Below are 19,968 nucleotides of genomic sequence, written 5' to 3'. Positions count from 1 at the left end.
ATTCGCTCAATTATAGTCGATTAGCATGCTAAAACTTGCACAATTGAATGCATAGACTCTATTCCTCCTTGTGAACGCACACCGCGCACAGGCGCAACATCCCAATAATCCCGCCCTACTGCAATATAAATATGCGCGCTTGGCTGAAACAATTGATTACTCACATCAAAACAATGCCATTGCCCATCAATAAAAGCTTCTGCCCATGCATGACTGGCGAGGTGAGCTTGATCATTGGCAAATAAATACCCCGATACATAACGAGCAGGAACAGCCAAAGCTTTTAACATCGCAATAAATACATGACTATGATCTTGGCAAACCCCTTGCTTTGCCTCAAAAGATTGAATCGCTGTATGCATCACGGTCGTACTTGCTGGTAAATATGGCATTTCATTTAAAATCGCTGTAGCCAAGGATTTTAAATTTTGCACGCTTACATAAGGTACATATTTCTGTGCAAATTGCAGCATCTCAGGTGTATACGCTGTAAATGTCGTAGGTTGTAAAAAATGGATTGGATCAATATTGGAGTCGATTCCAAATACATTCTTTTGATCAATTTCAACCACACCCTGTGCCATGATCATCAAGCCTGAATATTCAAAGCGCTGGGTAGCTGTCATCCAGATATTATCAAACTGATCTTTTTGACTGGTATTTTCTCCAGGAACACTAATGTTCCAATACTGTACCTGTTGATGATGATTGCTTTGTGGCATCATTTTAATATACTGAATACTGTTTTTTGCAGGCGCAGTATATTGATAATAGGTTTGGTGATTGATCATCAGTTTCATGCGGCATCCATTTCAAATAAGTTTTGCATATGGTCACTAAAATGATAAAAACTATTACAATCAGGGGTTTGTTTCAGTTGTTGCCAAGCATTTTCTAAACTTGTCCAACCGATGTCATAAAGTTGTTCAATTAATTGATCAAGTTCAGCCAATATTTCACCACGGTTTTGTTGTAGACGAATGTGTCGATCTAGTTGTTCGATCTTTTGACCTAAGCAGAAAAACATGAATAACGTTTCATTGGCTTCTGCCTCAAGCACATCATTGCATTCAACCGCAACATCACAAATATAAGCAGCATGTTGTTCCGCTTGGTGTAATAATTGATTTAATTCAGCAAAACAATGTGCGGACAACACACCGCGTAAATCATGAATATTATTTTTAGCATTTTGAAATTGTTGGTGAAATGAAGCAGGTTGTTCCTGATCTAAAATTAATTCATTTAAAGAAAAAGCATCAAATGCAGGTAAACAAAACGCATGTGCGTATTGCCTGGCTGCCTCATCATCACTAAAGGGAAATAAGCTGCACGAATATTGGATACGGGTTAAATAACGCCCTAACCAAAAAATATGTTGTGCATCGCTGCTTAACAAAATCATTTTTTATTCTCCTAATGTTTGCATCAGTTATGCAATTGATCAAGCACCCATGTGTCCTTAATTCCGCCACCTTGAGAGGAATTCACTACCAATGAGTCCTTTTGCATTGCAACACGTGTTAAACCACCAGGTACAATTTCTGTCCGCTCAGGCGAACTTAAAATAAATGGTCGCAAATCGACATGACGTGCTTCGATGCCATCTTCAGTCAGTGTCGGGGAAATTGATAAATCTAAAATAGGCTGAGCAATATATGCATGGGGCGTTGTGATTAATTTTTGCCTAAAACAAGCAAGATCAGCATCACTGGCTTGAGAACCAATTAACATCCCATACCCGCCCGAACCTTGGGCTTCTTTGATCACCAAACGATCCATATGCGCTAAAACATAAGCTAAATGTTCGGGATCACGACAAGAATAGGTCGGCACATTGTGTAAAAGTGCCTGTTCACCTAGATAAAATTCAATCATTTTATCCACATAAGGATAAATAGATTTATCATCTGCAACACCTGTTCCCGGTGCATTGGCAATCACCACTTGTTGTTTTAAATATGCCGACATCAGTCCTGCAACACCCAAAATACTATCGGGTCTAAAACAAAGTGGATCGAGAAAGTCATCATCAATACGTCTATAAACTACATCAACTTGTTGCCGACCTCGGACAGTTTTCACATAAAGTCTGTCGTTCTCAACATAAAGGTCACGTGATGTTACTAAAGGAACACCCATTTCCCTTGCAAGAAAAGCATGCTCATAATAGGCACTGTTAAATCGTCCAGGTGTTAAAACCACGATAAAAGGTGAGTCAACATAGGCACTTTCTGCTAAAACTTGTTTTAATAAAATAGGATAATGTTCAATACCTTGTAAACTCGCCTGACATAATTCAGGCATGATTTTTTGGCTAATTTTACGACTTTCTAACATATAAGACACCCCTGAAGGCGTTCTTAAATTATCTTCAAGCACATAGAACTCACCTGTGCGATCTCGTACTAAATCGACCCCACTGATTTGGCTGTATACTTGCCCTTTTACATGAAAATTCAACATATGCGGCTGAAAAGCCTCATGACCAAATACCTGTGCTTTCGGGATAATGCCTGCATTTAAAATCTCGGCATCATGATAAATATCATGTAAAAATAGATTTAAAGCTTGAACCCGTTGTGTACAACCCGCTGCGATTTTTGCCCATTGTTTTTTTGCAATGACCCGAGGAATCATGTCAAAAGGAATGCTACGCTCCAAATTTTCAGATTCGCTATACACTGTAAATGTAATCCCGTGATAAGCAAAATGGGCTTTGGATACATCATTGAGTTGTTGTAATTCCTGTAAACTATGCTGTGCTAACCATATTTCTATTTTTTGGGTGATTTCTATAGGAAGTTGCACATCATCACAAAGCTCATTAAAAAACTGGGTTTGAATTTGCTTTAAAAGTGCATGACCTGAAGGAGTTGGCACAGTGGATACATTTAAACCGCCTTGAGTTTCTAAGTGTTCTATTCTCGTGATCGGCATTGTAAAATGATCGAGACTTGAATTTGTAAGATAATCTTCTTTAAACATACAAACCTCTATTTTTGTGATGAATTGTCACTTGATATAAGCAACAACAATGCCAAAATATTTCATTGTTTTGATTATTAATTCAGCAATCACATAAACACTCAAGTATAGTTTTGCGCAAACTTGTTTCAAAATATAGACAGAGTTTTTCTAGAATAAGTCTTGCTTAACTGTCTGATATTTCCTATTGTTATTCAGGTTTATTTCTTTTATTCGCTGATGTTGTAACTGAATTATGTCTTCTCAAGAAAAAGAAACGTCAAATAGCCTCTACCGTCAGTGGCAAATTTTATCTCGTCTGTCTACTGGAAAATGGATGGGCACCCGTGAATTACAAGAAGCTCTAGAACGTGAAGGAATTGAAATCAGTTTACGCACCATTCAGCGTGATTTAAACCAAATTGCACAGCGCTTTCCAATTGAAAGTAATAAAACAGTGCCTCAAGGTTGGCGTTGGCGTTCCGATGCCCCAATTCAAAGCTTACCGCATATGACCAGTTCACAAGCGGTTACTTTTATGATGGTAGAAGAACATCTTAATCACTTATTGCCACCCAGTTTAATCGAAGAAATGAATCCTTGGTTTGATTTAGCGCGCCGCAGTTTGTCCACACAAAATAATGTTCGCCAATGGATCAATCGTGTGCGTATTGTGCCTGCGAATCAGCCCGTAATTCCTCCGATCGTTGAACGCCAAGCGCAGCAAGCCATTTATGAAGGTTTATTACAGGACAAGCAAATCGAATGTGTTTATCGTGCACGTGGGCATGCTGGTGAAGAAAAAACCTATATTTTAAATCCGCTTGGTTTGGTACAAAAAGGTGCAATTATTTATCTTATCTGTACCCGCCATGATAAATCTGAAGTACAAACCTTTGCTTTACATCGGTTTAAATCTGCCACTGTCTTAGATAGCCGTGCGTTGCATCCTGTTGATTTTGATATTGATGCTTATATCGACTCTGGCGCACTTGGTTTCCGGGTAGACTTCAACAAACCGACTGAAAATGTCGAATTAAAATTGGTAATGCATGAGGATGATGCGCAATATTTTACTGAAAGTCAGCTCAGCAAAGCACAAAAAGTTAAAAAACTGAATGATGAACTGTATGAAGTCAGCGCAATCGTACCCTTCACTTCACAGTTGGTGTGGTGGCTTAGAAGTTTTGGTAAAAAATTAATTCGTATTGAGCCTATTGAAGTTTTTAATGCAGTACATGAAATAGAATAAAAAAAGAGCCCCCGCAGGCTCTTTAAAATATTCTCAAGTTTTTTATTATATTAAAACTGATGAAGTAAACTCACAACTTGCTTCATCATAAAATTATTGGAGAATGAAAATAACCTGTAAATTTAGCAGGCTAAATCACCTGTATTGAAACGGATACTTTTCATCGTCATAAGCTTTAACCTCGTGTGAAGAACATAAAATAAATTTAATGCAAACTTTATCGATTGTGAAATAAGTGATTCTGCAAATCTATGCTGATTTTTTATTAAACACTTATTTTGCTATTTTTAGCATTAAAGCAAAAAAGTGAGTATTTATATGGGGAACTTTTGATAAATATAAATAAAAAATATTCCCCAAAGTACGCTACAAATACCTAAACTCGGAACATAACTAATTTCTACTTGTCTAAATTAAATGTTGTACTAATTTACTTATTAAAAAGAATTTGTAGAGAAGATCAGGACAAGGAACTAAAGTAATTTTCCAACAATGATTCAACCATTTCCTTACCTCTAAGTTGCTCAATCCAAACCGTAGGAATAGCATCGAAACCAAAATATAAACCCGCTATGCCACCTGCAACACAAGCCGTTGTATCCGTATCACGACCTAAAGCAATTGCAGTTTTTATTACCTCTTGATAAGTCGGTTGTTGCAAAGCAAACCGTGCTGATTTTAAACAATCGACTACATAGCCACTGCCTGTGTTTGTTCCCATTTCATCAGGACGAATATAAAATTCAAGTTGTTCTAAATCCTGCGGTTGATTTTGATAATATTCACGCAAAGTTAAAACTGCTTGCTCCCAACCATCATTAATATTCGAACCTTTTAAAATCGCTCTTGTCCATAAACAATACAGCGCACAGCAAACTTTTGAACGCAAATGTGCATGCGTGATATGGGATTGTGCATAGGCATCTTGAATCAGTTGTTCATCAGAACCTTGATGCCAAATTGCTAAAGGCAGAACACGCATGAGTGAGCCATTCCCATTGGCAAGCTCATCATTTTTAGCAACTTTATTTAAAGGCACACCTGTCAAATATTGTCGAATAGCATCAGCAGTTTGTACACCCACATCAAAAACTTCAAAATCCACCGCCATATAACCATGTTGATACCAATTACATAAGCGATTCATAAAGTCTTCTGGATTCAGTTGATTTCTATAAAGTAATGAGTCTAACAAACATAAAGCTTGTGCACCGTCATCAGACCATGTTCCAAATGGAATTTTTGGATAAGTTTTTTGAAAATTTTTTGGTGTGATCATATCGATTTGATCATAAGGAGGTAATTGTTCAGGCAAGTTAAATTCATACGGAACACCAACAGCATCACCAATAAGTAATCCGTAAATTGCACCTTTGAGTTGGTCTTGTTTTGTCATTTTACATTTATGCCTAAAATATACACCAATTATAGTGTCATAAAGTCAATAATAATTCAATGTATACTGTCAAGTCTGTGAAATGCATTGTTGATTTGAGAAAAACCATGCTTTAATTGAAAATTAAAATGCTTAACACACTAGCGAAAATAAAAAATGAATCAACGTACAAATACCACAAATGAATGCAAATTTAGAACGCCTATCCTTCTTCTAAGCAGCTCAATATTGCTGCTTGGTTGTGGTGGAGGCAGTAGCTCAGATAATGCTATTCAACCTCAAGCTGTCAACCAAGCAGAGATTTTTTTAAGTCTTTCACAGTCAAATCAACAAACTACTTTTAATTTATTAAATAAAAATGCGATCAAAATAGAAGATCACCAACAAAAAGCACCTTATCTTTACCAACAACGCTTTGATCGCCATGAAAATAACTTTAATAAATCTTTACGTTTTATTTACTCATTTCAGGATAAAACTACTGACTATGAGTTATTGGTTAATATGGATGATGCTAAAACACAACAAAAATGGATTCAATTAACTAGGAAAACAGCTCAAGGTGATTCATATTATGACTGTAATGAAACTCAACCTTGTAAGGGTATTAATTTTCAACTTGATGAAAAGACAGGTAAAAGTAAAATAGAATTCAATAATACATACTTATATCACGGCAATGAAAATATCCAATTAAAAGGCTATGTTATTGGAGAGTTAGCTGAAGCTCCTACCACTGTAAAAATTCCAACATCTCTTCAACACCAATTGCAAACTGATTATAATTTGAATTTTACAAATCCTTATCGCAGCGAAAATCTAAATTATCAAAGCATGAAATTTACCAATCATAACGAAGTATATTTATCCACAGATTTTGAGGGGTCTACACCAATTGAAGTATATGTTTTAAATAATCAAGTGAGAAATGCAATATATTACGGAGCAGGTGGTTTCTTAAAAACTATAAATTGGGCTTTTGATGCTTCTTTGGACGCCAATAATCCTCCAAATTTTGACCCTAAAAATTATATCGTAACTTTCAATAAAACCAAACTCAACACGACTAGCCTTATGAATACCCCCTCTGATAACCGAATTATATTTATGAATGGCACTGTTGGACCTTAAACTCAACATAATAAGAAACCCGCACTCAGCGGGTTTCTTATTTCAAATTAAAATCCTAAGCAGATTTTTTCGCTGCATTATTCTTACGAATCGTAATCATCACCAACTGAACTGCCGCTGGTGTCACACCAGGAATACGACCTGCCTGAGCCAATGTTTCAGGACGCACATCTTTTAATTTCAACGTAATTTCACGAGATAAACCCGAAACTACATCATAATCAAAATCAGCAGGAATACGAGTTTCTTCCAAACGTTTCATTTGTGCAACATCTTCTTGCTGGCGGTTGATATAACCAGCATATTTCACTGCAATTTCAATTTGCTCACCGACAAATGCAGTTACTTCTGAGTTTGTCAGTTCAGCAATTTGCGCAAAGTTAATATTTGGACGTTTTAACAAATCAATCGCATTGGTTTCTTTTGACAGATCATCGCCTGTCATTTCGACGAATTTTTTACCTAAAGGATTGTTGGGTGCAGCCCAGAGATGCTGTAAACGTCCTGTTTCTTTCTCTACTGCTTCCATTTTTTCGCAGTAATTTGCCCAACGCGCATCATCGACTAAGCCCATTTCACGACCAATAGGCGTTAAACGCTGATCAGCATTATCTTCACGAAGCATCAAACGATATTCCGCACGAGAGGTGAACATGCGATACGGTTCTTTAGTACCTAATGTAATCAAGTCGTCAACCAACACACCAATATATGCTTCATCACGTTTTGGTGTCCATTGCTCTTGATCCCACGCACGGCGAGCAGCATTCAAACCTGCCAATAAACCTTGCGCACCTGCTTCTTCATAACCTGTTGTACCGTTAATCTGACCAGCAAAGTACAAGTTATTGATGGCTTTGGTTTCTAATGAGAATTTTAATGCTTGAGGATTAAAATAATCATATTCAATCGCATAACCCGGACGAAGAATGTGTGCATTTTCCATACCACGAATCGAACGAACCAATTCAAACTGCACATCAAAAGGTAAAGACGTTGAAATACCATTTGGGTACAACTCGTGTGTATCTAAACCTTCAGGCTCTAAGAACACTTGATGCGAATTTTTATCGGCAAATTTATTGATTTTATCTTCAATGGATGGGCAATAGCGAGGCCCAACACCTTCGATCACCCCTGTATACATCGGTGAACGGTCTAAACCACCACGAATAATCTCATGCGTACGTTCATTGGTATGCGTAATATAGCAATTTACTTGTTCAGGATGCATGGTCACATCACCCATAAACGACATGGTTGGTGATGGGAAATCGCCCGGTTGTGGCATCATCACAGAGAAATCAACTGAACGCGCATCGATACGTGGTGGTGTACCTGTTTTTAAACGACCAACTGGAAGATTTAACTCACGTAAACGTGCTGCCAATGAAATTGAAGGAGGATCACCCGCACGACCACCAGATGCGTTATTTAAGCCGACATGAATCACACCACCTAAGAATGTTCCTGTGGTTAGCACAACTGTTTTGGCATCAAAGCGAATACCCATTTGGGTCACAACACCTTTTACAGTGTCACCTTCAACCAATAAATCATCGGCCGCTTGTTGGAAAATATCTAAATTGGCTTGATTTTCTAAAGTCTGACGAATTGCAGCTTTATAACGGATACGGTCTGCTTGGGCACGTGTGGCACGTACTGCTGCGCCTTTACGTGAATTTAAAATACGAAACTGGATACCGCCTTTATCGGCAGCCAATGCCATTGCACCGCCTAGCGCATCAATCTCACGTACAAGATGTGATTTGCCAATGCCACCAATCGCTGGGTTACAGCTCATCTGCCCTAAAGTCTCAATGTTATGAGTAAGGAGTAAAGTCTGTCGCCCCATACGTGCCGCAGCAAGCGCTGCTTCGGTACCTGCGTGACCGCCACCGATAACAATGACATCGTAAACTTTAGGATAATGCATAGTGGTAAATTGAGAGATAAAAATAATGACCGCATATTATAGCAAGTTTTTATTATATGTTTGATGATGTTTTACAAAATTTGTTTAGCTGTTTTTATGCCAATATTACATATCTTGACATTTTGTATCAGTACTCACATATAACTCGGTTTAATTTTTCCAAGATTTTCAGTAGTATAATTTTCGAACGCATTTTTTCAACCATCAATTCATTACTAACAAGTAAAAGGAATCTTGTCATGAAAAATACGATGTCAAAAATATTGGCTGCAACATTATTTAGTTCTTTTGCTTTCTCATTCGCTCATGCAGCAGATGAAAACTCAAGTAAAGCTGAAATCAACAAACAAATTCAAGTTTGTAAAAACAAAAAACAAGGGGATTGGGTGGTTTATGCCAACAAAGGCGTAACCTTCAATGGTACTTGTGAGCCAAATGAAAATGGTAAATTACAATTTACTTTCCCAGCGCCTCCAGCAGGTGCATCAGCTGCAGTACAAGCTGAACCAACTGCTGTAGAAAATGTACCAGCAGCAGAACCAGCTCCAGCAGCAACTGAACAAACTCAACAAGCAGCGCCTGAAGCTGCACCTGCAACAGCTGAGCAAACTCAACAAGCCAATCCTGAAGCGGCTGTAGAAGCACCTGCTCAAGCACAATAAAAGCTAAAGCTAAAATTTATAAAATCTATATTTTATAAATGATGCTAAAAAAGCGATCAACTTAGGTTGATCGCTTTTTTATGGGCTTATAATTTTGATGCGGTGATATCAATATAACTAGGCTGATAAAATAAAAAATTTTATTTCACTTATACTTACGTTTTTATTGCATTTTTTTATTCCACTTTTCTAGAAATCGTTTAGGCTAAAACAAGGAAGATATAAAACAACAAAAAGGAAGCGTTATGGATTCAGGAATAATCACGATTATGTTACCACTAGCCCTTGCCATCATTATGATTGGTCTAGGTTTAGAGTTAACCTTAAAAGATTTTGCACGTGTCGGTAAACATCCCAAAGCAGTGCTGATTGCTTTATTTTGTCAATTGGTGTTATTGGTCGGCATCGCTTTTATTTTATGTAAAATTTTGGCTTTACCGCCCTTATTGGCAGTCGGTTTGATGTTGCTGGCTGCATCACCCGGTGGAAGTACCGCCAATTTATTTAGCTATTTATTTAAAGGTGATATTGCACTCAATATTACCCTAACTGCAATAAACTCTGTCATTGCAGCCTTTACTTTACCAATCATTGTTAATTTTGCAATTCAACATTTTATGAATGACGGTCAGCAAATTACCCTCCAATTCAGCAAAATTTTACAAGTATTTGCCATTATCATTGTCCCTGTTTGTATTGGAATGTTGATTCGACATTTTGCTCCACATTTCACAGAAAAACTGAATAAGCCTCTGCGGATTTTTGCGGTGCTGTTTTTAGTGCTGATTATCATCGGCGCAATTATCAAGGAACGACATCAAATTTTAGAATATTTAACACAAGTCGGTTTAGCCACTGTTTTATTCTGCATAGCCAGTTTGATGATTGGTTACTTTGTGCCACGTTTATTGGGTATTAACAGTGCACAAGCACGTGCTTGTGCTTTTGAAATTGGCATTCATAACAGTACATTAGCGATGACTTTAGCACTTACTGTACTTGCTAATACAACTATTGCCATGCCAGCAGCAGTGTATTCTATATTTATGTATGTTTTCGCTGCAGTGTTTGGCATGTTATTAAATAAATTTAATCCTATTCAACTACCTACCCCCTCTTTGGTTGAAAATAAATAGTTCAATATCGCACAGTAGCAAGGAAATGTATTTTCCAGAAAATAAGAGAATCTCAGTATTCTCTTATTTTTCGCTGTGAATCAGATTCGATTGGGCTACAATATTGCTTTGATGAAAATAAATTAGGTTCTACATCGTGAAGTGGTTACAAATTCATATTACTGTTGAGAAGTCACAAGTTGACTTTACTGAAACATTACTTAGTTCATTGGGCGCAGTCAGTGTGACTTTAGATGATGCTGAAAACCAAGATTTGTTAGAACCACTTCCAGGTGAAACACCACTTTGGAACAAAGTCATTGTTACTGGCATTTATGCGCAAGAAGATGATGAGGAAATTGATGTTGCTGCTTTAGAAACATTTATTCGTACTCAGCTTCCAACCGAACCGATGCGTAGTGAGTTTTTAGAAGACCAAGAATGGGAACGCACTTGGATGGATGCTTATGAGCCCATTCAAATCGCTGAGAAATATTGGATTGTACCTGAGTGGATGGAAGCGCCTGAAGCAGATGCAGTGAATATCAAACTTGATCCAGGTCTTGCTTTCGGTACAGGCAATCATGCTTCGACATTCTTATGCTTACAATGGTTAGGTCAAACCGATGTTAAAGATAAAATCGTGATCGACTATGGTTGTGGTTCAGGCATTTTAGCAGTTGCAGCACTACTGTTAGGGGCTAAAAAAGCATATGCAACCGATATCGACCCACAAGCTGTTTTAGCGACACAACAAAATGCAGAGCTAAATGGTGTCCTAGATCGACTCTATGTTGGCTTACCTGAAGCGTTTAACCAAGAACTTGCAGGTCAAAAAGCAGATGTATTTGTAGCAAACATTTTGGCAGGCCCTTTGATGATGCTTGCGGAAGAGTTCTCAACTTTAATTAAACCTGAGGGAGAGTTCGCACTTGCAGGTGTAATTGAAGAGCAAGTATCTGATGTTTCTGATGTTTATTCTCAGTTTTTTGATATAGTAGAGGTCGAAAAACGTGATGAAAATTGGTGTCGTATTTCTGGAAAACGTCATCAAGCTTAAATAGAAGAAATGATGAGCTTATGAGTGATAAACAAACCCGCTGCCCAGATTGCTTAACTTTATATAAAGTTTCTGTCATGCAACTTACAATTGCTGAAGGTATGGTTTGTTGTCCCAAATGTTCAACTGAATTTAATGCTTTATTGAACTTAGTACAGACCTCTACAGACCCAGATCAAAATACATCTGCAACAACTACAGATGCTCCAGTTTCTTTTAATCAAGTAGCAACAAGTGATTTATCCCAGTTTAATATTGGACATGAAACGATTACTGAGTTTTTTAATCGTAAAATTCAAAACTCTAATATTGATCTACGCACTTATTTAAATACATTGAAATTTGTTGAAGATAGCGCAGTTAATGTGTTTCCTTCTTTACATTTAGCCACCCATCATCACCAACAACCCCATCAACACATCCAAAAAACACGCTTGTATTATGTGATGTGGACATTGATTAATATTGCGTTGGTTTCTATTCTCAGTTTTCAAATATTATGGTTTAACCCTAATCTCTTAGACCGCTATCCTATTTTGAATAGTATTTTTACACAAACCTGTTCTGTACTACGCTGTGAAACCATCGATCAACGTTATAAACAGATTCAAATTAAAAATCTCCAAGTTAAAGCACTCAATCCCCAAGAAACAGAATTTTCTGGACAATTACTCAATCAGTTTTCCAAAAGTTTAGAATTACCACTGATCAAAGTGACTGTATATAAAGACAATACAAAAATTAAAACCTTTATTGTGTCTGCACAAGACTATTTAGTGAATAGCTTATCTGGAATTAAACGTATTCCCCAAAATAGTCCTTATGCATTTAAATTTGAACTTCCGATTCAGAAAAATAGTATTGACAGTTGGGAATTAGAAATTATTCACCCTTAAGATTGAAAAAAACTATAAAAAAATTAAAAAAAATGTAGTTTTCTTGCTCACTTTTTCTTAGACAATGGTATCATACGCGCCACGAAAGCTTTGTACCACAAACTCCTCGCAATTTTTCACAACAAATACAGTCTTGTCCATGTGCTTAATCCATCATTTTGCGCATCAGGGATTATTTTTGTTTTAAAGCGATCTGTAACAATTATTAATGTATTGTTACGCTTATTTTTCGCTCAATTGTGTAAGTTGTGGCAAGCTAATTGTTCCTAGTTTTAGAGCCAACCGTTTTAGGATCTAAAACGGAGCTCAATATTTTTTAGACCACATTTATATTACTTTATCCAAGTAGTATCTGATTTTCGGATTAACTCGCATGAATAGCAAATCTCCTATTTTTACTGCACAATCTGATGTCGCTCTTCGTATTCACGTAGATCGCGCAGTTCGTCACTATTTTGCACAATTGCAAGGTGAGCAACCATCTCAAGTGTACGACATGGTGCTAGCAGAAATGGAGAAACCTCTTTTATCTGTTGTTTTAGAATATACTCGCGGTAATCAAACACGTGCTGCTGAAATTCTAGGCCTTAACCGTGGGACTTTGCGTAAAAAGTTAAAAGCTCACGGTTTAATGAGTGAATAAATGATAAAATGCTCACGGCTTACGTGGGCATTTTTTTTACCTACGTTTTGCCTATTTGTTTAAATCTCTAGACTTAAGAACTGTTGACGAAGATCATGACTATTAAACGCGCTTTAATCTCTGTTTCAGATAAAACTGGAATCGTTGAATTTGCCCAAAACCTTGCTGCTCTTGGGGTGGAAATTTTATCTACAGGTGGTACATACAAGTTGCTAAAAGACAACAATGTTACTGTCGTTGAAGTTTCAGAGCATACTGGTTTTCCAGAAATGATGGATGGTCGTGTGAAAACACTACATCCGAAAATTCATGGAGGGATTCTAGCTCGCCGTGGTCTAGATGAAGCTGTGATGGCAGAACATAACATCGATGCGATCGATTTAGTTGTGGTAAATCTTTATCCGTTTGCTGCAACTGTCGCTAAACCAAACTGTTCACTTGCTGATGCAATCGAAAATATCGACATCGGTGGGCCAACCATGGTGCGTGCGGCGGCGAAAAACCATGCATCTGTTGGCATCGTGGTCAATGCTTCTGACTATGCAACGGTCATTGATGAATTAAAAGCAAATGCTACTTTATCCCATGCAACGCGTTTTGATTTAGCGGTGAAAGCATTTGAACATACAGCACAATACGACGGTATGATTGCGTCTTACTTAGGCGCTCGTGTGGGTAAAGAACAAGGTGAAGCTGATCAGTTTCCACGTACGTTCAATACACAACTCAACAAAGCACAAGATTTACGTTACGGTGAAAACCCACATCAGTCTGCAGCTTTCTATGTAGAATCAACTGCGACAGAAGCATCTGTTTCAACTGCGAAACAACTTCAAGGTAAAGAACTGTCTTATAACAATATCGCAGATACCGATGCAGCGCTTGAATGTGTTAAATCATTCGCCAAACCTGCTTGTGTGATCGTAAAACACGCAAACCCATGTGGTGTTGCTGTATCGTTAGATGGTATCCAAGCGGCTTACGACCTTGCTTATGCAACGGATCCTGAATCAGCTTTCGGTGGCATCATTGCGTTCAACCGTGAATTAGACGTTGCAACTGCACAAGCCATTGTTGATCGTCAATTCGTTGAAGTGATCATTGCACCAAGTATCGCGGATGGCGTACTTGAAGTGACTGGTGCGAAGAAAAATGTTCGTGTACTTGTCTGTGGCGAATTACCAAAAATTGATGAGCGCAAAGCACAACTTGATTACAAACGTGTCAACGGTGGTTTACTGGTTCAAGATCAAGACTTAGGTATGATCACTAAAGATGATCTAAAAGTTGTGACGAAACGTGCACCAACCGAACAAGAAATTGATGATCTCATCTTTGCTTGGAAAGTTGCAAAATATGTGAAGTCAAATGCCATTGTGTATGCGAAAAATCGTCAAACCATTGGCGTTGGTGCAGGTCAAATGAGCCGCGTAAACTCTGCACGTATTGCTGCGATCAAAGCTGAACATGCTGGTCTAGTGGTTGAGGGTGCTGTTATGGCATCGGATGCATTCTTCCCATTCCGTGATGGTATTGATAACGCAGCGAAAGCTGGTATTAAATGCATCATTCAACCGGGTGGTTCTATGCGTGATGAAGAAACCATTGCTGCTGCTGATGAAGCTGGTATTGCAATGGTCTTCACAGGAATGCGCCATTTCCGTCACTAATGAATTAGAAATCGTATTTATTAATCCCCCTAAATCCCCCTTTGTAAAAAGGGGGACTTTTCACAAATAAAAGTATGTTTTTATTGGTGAAACCCCTCTTTTTTATAGGGTGAGAAGCATGGCTTCGCAAGGTGGGATTCTTTTCTTTAAGGGATTTGTAGATGAACATTTTAGTTTTGGGTAGTGGTGGTCGTGAACATGCGCTTGCATGGAAAATTGCACAAGATGAAAAAGTAACAAAAGTTTTTGTTGCACCAGGTAATGCTGGAACTGCAACTGAACATAAATGTGAAAATGTTGCCTTAGATATTCTTGATAATCCTGCAATCATCGATTTCGCAAAAAATAATGCAATTGATTTAGTCATTGTTGGTCCAGAAGCACCTTTGGTAAATGGTGTCGTGGATGCAGGTCGTGCAGCGGGTCTTAAAATTTGGGGACCAACACAATATGCCGCACAACTTGAAGGTTCCAAAGCATTTGCCAAGCATTTCTTAAAACGCCATAACATCCCGACTGCTTTCTATGATGTGTTTACAGAAGTAGATACAGCGAAAGCATTTGTAGAGAAAAATGGTGCGCCTATTGTGATCAAGGCAGATGGTCTTGCTGCAGGTAAAGGCGTCATTGTTGCAATGACTAATCAAGAAGCATTTGATGCGATTGACGACATGCTTGCAGGCAACAAATTTGGTGATGCTGGCTCTCGTGTTGTGATCGAAGAATTCCTTGCAGGTGAAGAAGCATCTTTCATTTGTATGATTGATGGCGACAATATTTTACCAATGGCGACTTCGCAAGATCATAAACGTATCTTTGAAGGTGACCAAGGTCCAAACACTGGCGGTATGGGTGCGTACTCTCCTGCTCCAGTTGTGACTTCAGACGTTTTCAAAAAAACCATGGATGAAGTCATGCGTCCAACGGTTGAAGGCATGAAAAAAGATGGACATGTTTATACAGGTTTCTTGTATGCAGGCTTAATGATTGATGAACAAGGTCAACCCAAAGTGATCGAATTCAACTGTCGTTTTGGCGACCCTGAAACTCAACCAATCATGATGCGCTTAAAATCATCATTGGTTGATTTGGTTGAAGCTGGCATTGAAGGCAATTTACCTGCTGAAGCTGAATGGGATGAGCGTAAAACTGTAGGTATTGTACTTGCATCTAAAGGCTACCCTGAAACCTCTAGCAATGGTGATGTGATTTCAGGTTTAGACACCAAAATGACTGATGCCAAAGTATTTCACGCAGGTACGAAAGCACTTGAGAATGGTGACATCGTAACTGCGGGTGGTCGTGTACTTTGCGTGACTGCTTTAGGTCATACCATTGGTGAAGCACAAGCAAAAGCGCTTGAACTTTGTGAAAAAGTGACTTTTGATGGTGTTCAATACCGTAAAGATATTGGTTACCGTGCGATTGCACGTGAAAATGCTTAATCATTTCCGTATAAAAATTAAACCCGCTTAGGCGGGTTTTTTATTGCTCACTCTATCCAAGAATCACAATCATTTCACATTCACTTCACGCTAAATTGACACTAATACAGGATTATCATTGCAATATTCTTTGAATCATTGTCTATGTCTACTTTTCTTTATATTACTTTCTTTTTTGCAATTTCAATTATTTTAATAATGTCGAGATATGATCAAAAATATAAAAATACTGCAATTCACCTATTTATAAAGCGTTAGATCGCAATTTGCTTACTACCATTTGTATGGTTCATATTTATTATAGATTTAGGACAGAATAATGCTAATGGTTCAGCTGTACTCGGAGAAGCCATAATTATACTGATTTCACCATTTTTAGTAATTTTTAGTTTTCTTCTAGGACACATTTTTTTCATTGCCACATTCATGTGTATACATCACATATTTCAGAAAATCCAGAAGAAAACCACCCATTTTATGCCAAGCATTATCCTCAGTGTATTGTTTATGATTATCTTATTAGAGTTGATTTGGTGGGGAATGTTTAATTCAGAAAAATCTATTCCGCTTCATATTTACACATGGAATATTGTAATACTGACTTTCCCTTGGCTCCCAGTTATTGGAACGCTGTTTATGCAAAAATTGAAATCACAAAAAATTAAATAATCATTCTGAAACTCATATTTTAAAATAAACATGTTATTTTTTCATTTTATAAACTCAGTTTTCTTGAGATTATACAATTAAAAGTGTACTAAAATTCACCATAAAACCAAATTTATAAAATATTATTCCAAATAAATTTGACGTTGAATACGAATGACTCGTTGCTTAAATCTTTGTGTTAAAGCATATAAAATAAGACTTAACACCAAAAATAATATAGAAATACCCAATAAAACCTTTTGAATCATTGCGGACCAATACTGTGCATTTTCAATACGCGGCTGTAATTTTTCAGTACTTGCTGTAACGGATTTTCCATAAACCGCATGTTGCATTGCCCATAATTGTTCTGACTTAAAACCATATTCAAAAAAATGTGGATCGGTACGTTCAGCTTGAACCAATTGTGCAACATACGCTGTTGCCACCTCTTGATCTTGCGGTTTATGCAATAATGCAGCTTGTCCTAGCAAATAGGCTTGTACAGGTTGTGCTGTTTCAGATTGGCGCAAATACTGGAAAATATGACTTTGTTGAATATTACGATCATAATGCACCAGTTTTTCATAGACAGATTGTTCATTGTCTTTCCAATCATATTGCACATAAGTTAAACCTGCCCATAAAACTGCAAATGCAATGAGCCAAGCCACAAACTTAAGTACAAAAGATTGAAAGCGCACTAAGAAAAAACGAAATTTCTTTAAAAAACTTACAATAAAAAACGCGCCAATGAATGACACTACGACTTTTAGCAATAGCCATCCAAACCATGAAAATAAATTCATAAGATAATTTGGCTGATCAACATAAGCCTGTAAATTTTGATCAACACTTAAAGGAATATGCAGTTGAGAAATATTTTGTGTTAAACCTAAAAAATGAAAAACCACATCCTGCTGAATAAACAAACTTAAAGCTGTTGTGATAAAAACCACACAACTCAATACTGTAAATGCAGTCAACTTACTCTGACGTTGCTTTAAACGCATTAAACCAGTTTTCAAATCTGCTGACTGCACAGGATAGTCATTTTTAAGTGACAATATATTCTCCTAAAAAATTAAGATGAATGTGTATTTTCCAAAACCAATTGTTTCAAATTACTTTGCAAAGCACGAATTCGCTCAGACGCTTCCTCACGTTTTTGTACGCCTTCTTTCTGGATTTGAATCACATCATTAACAGTTTTAATGAGGGTATTTTGCACATGTTCAAGGGTTTCAATATCAATCACGGAACGTTGATTGGCTTTTGCGGTATCGACTGAGTTCTGATGCAACAAATCTGCATTGCGCTTTAATAAATCATTGGTTGCATCATCAATGGTATTTGCCAATTGCACACTATTACGCTGCTCATGTAGAGAAATCGCTAGACTAATTTGATTTTTCCAAGCAGGTAAAGTGATGTTTTTAATCGCATAAAACTTATCGACCAACATCATATTATTAGATTGAATAATACGAATCATCGGCAATGTTTGCATAGCAGACTGTTGCAATACTTGTAAATCACTCACCCGTTTTTCTAAATTATTCGCCAAATGATTCAAATCATAGATACGCTGATGGGTTTGTTGATCTTGCTCTTGTGTCGTAAGCGTTGAAATTTCTTGCTGTAATTCTTGCTGCTTTAACTTTCCTGCCGCAATATAAACGCCGAGTTGCTTATATTCATCTTGTACCGAGTCAAACATTTTATCTAATGTGCTGACACGTGCTTTTAAGCCATTTTGCGAAGTTTCAATTTCTTTAACTAAATTGTCGATCTGCTCTTTGGTCGAATTAAAATGTTGATCAAAACTTTGTTTTGCTCCTTTAAACTTACTCAAAATACTGCCAAAAAAGCCTGAATTTTTAGATTGATTTAAAATACTCGTGGTATTTAATTGCTGTGCAACTTGCACAACTTGATTGAGTTTTTGCCCTGTTGCATCAAGGTCTTTATTTTTAACCAAATCTAATAATTCATCTGTATAGGATGAGGTTTTAGTCGCAATATTTTTGCCGTATTCAGCAACTGCATGATGGTCAATATTCAGTAACTCTTTTTGTGCATTCAGCACTTCGTTATAATCTTCAGAATTTAATCCAATTTCTTTCAAACTTAATTGCTCATAACGTTGTTGTAAATCTGTAGAAGATTCAACAATGGCATTTTTATCTAACTCGGTCATAACCCTACCCTATTTCTGCTCTAATGATTTTTTCAATGATGTAATTAATTTTTCACGACTTTTGTCGAGTTCTTGTACAGATGTCATGGACTGTTGTTCAGCATTTTGTTTCAAATGATATTGCCATGCTGGAATCAAAACTTGCTGCGCTTCTTTAAAGCGATCCATCAAACTCAATGACAATTGTTGAGTCAATTGCATTTGTGTCAGTGCAATATCATTACTGGCTTGTAAAGTTTCTAAGGTATGAATTTTTTTAGATAATCGTTCTTCAAAATTATCTAATGGATGTCTATTTTTAACAAATGCAGGATACTCTCCTAAAAACTCCTGTGCGGCACGAATGTATTTCGCCATTTGCTCACGAAAGCCTAAAGCTTGTTGGTAACGTGCTTGAGATTTTTGAATCTCGATTGCAATTTTTTGATTTAAATAATTGGCTTCCTGAATTAACACATCCAAATCTTTAAAATATTTAACTTGCCCTGCGCTAAACTCTAAATCTAAGCCTAGCCACTTTTGCAAAGCATTAAATTTACGTTGTTTTAATTTTTTTTGTGAATTGGACAATTGTTCAATAATTTGTGCGATAACCTGACTTAACTTTTGAGTTAATTGTGTATCAACACCATTTAACAAAACAGATTGTGCTTGAATAAGCTGATCCGCATACAAATTTAATCGACTTTGATTATCCAATAATGGAACCAAATCATTACGTTTAATCGATAACAAATCCTCAGAATCAATCTGAATATGTTGTAAAGGGGTCAGTGTAATCAATTGGGTCATGGCAAAATCATATAAAAATATACATCTATGTATGGGTGGCACACTTGTTAAATACAAGCTTTATTGAAACTTATAATACAATTTTTAGCGTTTAAATATAGAAATATGTAAACGCTTATTTTTTAAAATAATCAATAATAAAAAACCAGTGCGGA

General features: G+C 37.0%; 17 protein-coding genes. 9 read left to right on the top strand and 8 right to left on the bottom strand.

All coding sequences use genetic code 11. The features are described from left to right. Window positions 1–20 precede the first annotated feature (20 nt). Genes HUS24_RS01560 through HUS24_RS01550 form a run of 3 tightly spaced genes read right to left on the bottom strand, consistent with a single transcriptional unit; the run spans window position 21 to window position 2,988 of the window. A complete protein-coding gene (locus HUS24_RS01560) occupies window positions 21–800 on the bottom strand; it encodes a transglutaminase family protein (RefSeq protein WP_173910308.1) in 780 nt (259 codons plus the stop codon). Then, complete coding sequence (locus HUS24_RS01555; RefSeq protein ID WP_173910307.1) at window positions 797–1,405, bottom strand: alpha-E domain-containing protein; 609 nt, start codon at window positions 1,403–1,405, stop codon at window positions 797–799. The genes HUS24_RS01560 and HUS24_RS01555 overlap by 4 nt, the downstream gene beginning before the upstream one ends. Window positions 1,406–1,428: 23 nt before the next feature. Then, window positions 1,429–2,988: a circularly permuted type 2 ATP-grasp protein gene (locus tag HUS24_RS01550; protein ID WP_173910306.1), complete on the bottom strand. Its 1,560-nt coding sequence runs from the start codon at window positions 2,986–2,988 to the stop codon at window positions 1,429–1,431. Window positions 2,989–3,223: 235 nt separating this feature from the next. On the opposite strand from HUS24_RS01550, the gene HUS24_RS16935 reads away from it, so the two are divergent. Next, window positions 3,224–4,219, top strand: a complete 996-nt coding sequence (locus tag HUS24_RS16935; protein ID WP_217424335.1) for a YafY family protein — start codon at window positions 3,224–3,226, stop codon at window positions 4,217–4,219. A gap of 460 nt (window positions 4,220–4,679) precedes the next feature. Here the strand turns inward: HUS24_RS16935 and HUS24_RS01540 are convergent, their stop codons facing one another. Next, complete coding sequence (locus HUS24_RS01540) at window positions 4,680–5,615, bottom strand: ADP-ribosylglycohydrolase family protein (RefSeq protein ID WP_173910305.1); 936 nt, start codon at window positions 5,613–5,615, stop codon at window positions 4,680–4,682. Between the two features lie 156 nt (window positions 5,616–5,771). On the opposite strand from HUS24_RS01540, the gene HUS24_RS01535 reads away from it, so the two are divergent. Further along, on the top strand, window positions 5,772–6,746 hold the full coding sequence (locus HUS24_RS01535; RefSeq protein ID WP_173910304.1) for a hypothetical protein: 975 nt from the start codon (window positions 5,772–5,774) through the stop codon (window positions 6,744–6,746). Window positions 6,747–6,801: 55 nt separating this feature from the next. On the opposite strand, the gene mnmG is transcribed toward HUS24_RS01535, so the two are convergent. Further along, window positions 6,802–8,682: a tRNA uridine-5-carboxymethylaminomethyl(34) synthesis enzyme MnmG gene (gene mnmG / locus HUS24_RS01530; RefSeq protein WP_173910303.1), complete on the bottom strand. Its 1,881-nt coding sequence runs from the start codon at window positions 8,680–8,682 to the stop codon at window positions 6,802–6,804. A 239-nt stretch (window positions 8,683–8,921) separates the two neighbouring features. On the opposite strand from mnmG, the gene HUS24_RS16980 reads away from it, so the two are divergent. From HUS24_RS16980 to purD, 7 genes are all read left to right on the top strand, one after another. After that, on the top strand, window positions 8,922–9,344 hold the full coding sequence (locus tag HUS24_RS16980; protein ID WP_254433786.1) for a hypothetical protein: 423 nt from the start codon (window positions 8,922–8,924) through the stop codon (window positions 9,342–9,344). Window positions 9,345–9,589: 245 nt separating this feature from the next. Then, entirely contained in the window at window positions 9,590–10,480 is an 891-nt protein-coding gene (locus tag HUS24_RS01520) for a bile acid:sodium symporter family protein (protein WP_173910302.1), read from the top strand. A 136-nt stretch (window positions 10,481–10,616) separates the two neighbouring features. Then, entirely contained in the window at window positions 10,617–11,519 is a 903-nt protein-coding gene (gene prmA / locus HUS24_RS01515; RefSeq protein ID WP_173910301.1) for a 50S ribosomal protein L11 methyltransferase, read from the top strand. Between the two features lie 20 nt (window positions 11,520–11,539). Beyond that, on the top strand, window positions 11,540–12,415 hold the full coding sequence (locus tag HUS24_RS01510; protein WP_173910300.1) for a DUF3426 domain-containing protein: 876 nt from the start codon (window positions 11,540–11,542) through the stop codon (window positions 12,413–12,415). 373 nt (window positions 12,416–12,788) lie between these two features. Further along, entirely contained in the window at window positions 12,789–13,058 is a 270-nt protein-coding gene (fis, locus tag HUS24_RS01505; protein WP_001086304.1) for a DNA-binding transcriptional regulator Fis, read from the top strand. A gap of 95 nt (window positions 13,059–13,153) precedes the next feature. Next, on the top strand, window positions 13,154–14,728 hold the full coding sequence (gene purH, locus HUS24_RS01500; RefSeq protein ID WP_173910299.1) for a bifunctional phosphoribosylaminoimidazolecarboxamide formyltransferase/IMP cyclohydrolase: 1,575 nt from the start codon (window positions 13,154–13,156) through the stop codon (window positions 14,726–14,728). A gap of 161 nt (window positions 14,729–14,889) precedes the next feature. Further along, a complete protein-coding gene (gene purD, locus HUS24_RS01495; protein WP_173910298.1) occupies window positions 14,890–16,173 on the top strand; it encodes a phosphoribosylamine--glycine ligase in 1,284 nt (427 codons plus the stop codon). A gap of 791 nt (window positions 16,174–16,964) precedes the next feature. Here purD and HUS24_RS01490 read toward each other — a convergent pair. From HUS24_RS01490 to HUS24_RS01480, 3 genes are read right to left on the bottom strand one after another with little or no spacing between them, the layout of a single operon-like run. Beyond that, window positions 16,965–17,888: a hypothetical protein gene (locus tag HUS24_RS01490; protein ID WP_173910297.1), complete on the bottom strand. Its 924-nt coding sequence runs from the start codon at window positions 17,886–17,888 to the stop codon at window positions 16,965–16,967. 17 nt (window positions 17,889–17,905) lie between these two features. Then, complete coding sequence (locus HUS24_RS01485) at window positions 17,906–19,021, bottom strand: toxic anion resistance protein (protein WP_173910296.1); 1,116 nt, start codon at window positions 19,019–19,021, stop codon at window positions 17,906–17,908. 9 nt (window positions 19,022–19,030) lie between these two features. Further along, complete coding sequence (locus HUS24_RS01480) at window positions 19,031–19,813, bottom strand: tellurium resistance protein (protein ID WP_173910295.1); 783 nt, start codon at window positions 19,811–19,813, stop codon at window positions 19,031–19,033. Between the last annotated feature and the right edge of the window lie 155 nt (window positions 19,814–19,968).

This window comes from Acinetobacter sp. Marseille-Q1618 (assembly GCF_902809855.1).
Taxonomy (GTDB): domain Bacteria; phylum Pseudomonadota; class Gammaproteobacteria; order Pseudomonadales; family Moraxellaceae; genus Acinetobacter.
The sequence above is the reverse complement of the archived record's forward strand: the minus strand, read 5'-3'. Positions and strand labels throughout refer to the sequence as shown.

Bases quoted from the DNA above. Each gene is read 5' to 3' on its own strand.
- HUS24_RS01560 (WP_173910308.1), bottom strand. From the start codon at position 800: ATGAAACTGATGATCAATCACCAAACCTATTATCAATATACTGCGCCT.
- HUS24_RS01555 (WP_173910307.1), bottom strand. From the start codon at position 1,405: ATGATTTTGTTAAGCAGCGATGCACAACATATTTTTTGGTTAGGGCGT.
- HUS24_RS01550 (WP_173910306.1), bottom strand. From the start codon at position 2,988: ATGTTTAAAGAAGATTATCTTACAAATTCAAGTCTCGATCATTTTACA.
- HUS24_RS16935 (WP_217424335.1), top strand. From the start codon at position 3,224: ATGTCTTCTCAAGAAAAAGAAACGTCAAATAGCCTCTACCGTCAGTGG.
- HUS24_RS01540 (WP_173910305.1), bottom strand. From the start codon at position 5,615: ATGACAAAACAAGACCAACTCAAAGGTGCAATTTACGGATTACTTATT.
- HUS24_RS01535 (WP_173910304.1), top strand. From the start codon at position 5,772: ATGAATCAACGTACAAATACCACAAATGAATGCAAATTTAGAACGCCT.
- mnmG (WP_173910303.1), bottom strand. From the start codon at position 8,682: ATGCATTATCCTAAAGTTTACGATGTCATTGTTATCGGTGGCGGTCAC.
- HUS24_RS16980 (WP_254433786.1), top strand. From the start codon at position 8,922: ATGAAAAATACGATGTCAAAAATATTGGCTGCAACATTATTTAGTTCT.
- HUS24_RS01520 (WP_173910302.1), top strand. From the start codon at position 9,590: ATGGATTCAGGAATAATCACGATTATGTTACCACTAGCCCTTGCCATC.
- HUS24_RS01510 (WP_173910300.1), top strand. From the start codon at position 11,540: ATGAGTGATAAACAAACCCGCTGCCCAGATTGCTTAACTTTATATAAA.
- fis (WP_001086304.1), top strand. From the start codon at position 12,789: ATGAATAGCAAATCTCCTATTTTTACTGCACAATCTGATGTCGCTCTT.
- purH (WP_173910299.1), top strand. From the start codon at position 13,154: ATGACTATTAAACGCGCTTTAATCTCTGTTTCAGATAAAACTGGAATC.
- purD (WP_173910298.1), top strand. From the start codon at position 14,890: ATGAACATTTTAGTTTTGGGTAGTGGTGGTCGTGAACATGCGCTTGCA.
- HUS24_RS01485 (WP_173910296.1), bottom strand. From the start codon at position 19,021: ATGACCGAGTTAGATAAAAATGCCATTGTTGAATCTTCTACAGATTTA.
- HUS24_RS01480 (WP_173910295.1), bottom strand. From the start codon at position 19,813: ATGACCCAATTGATTACACTGACCCCTTTACAACATATTCAGATTGAT.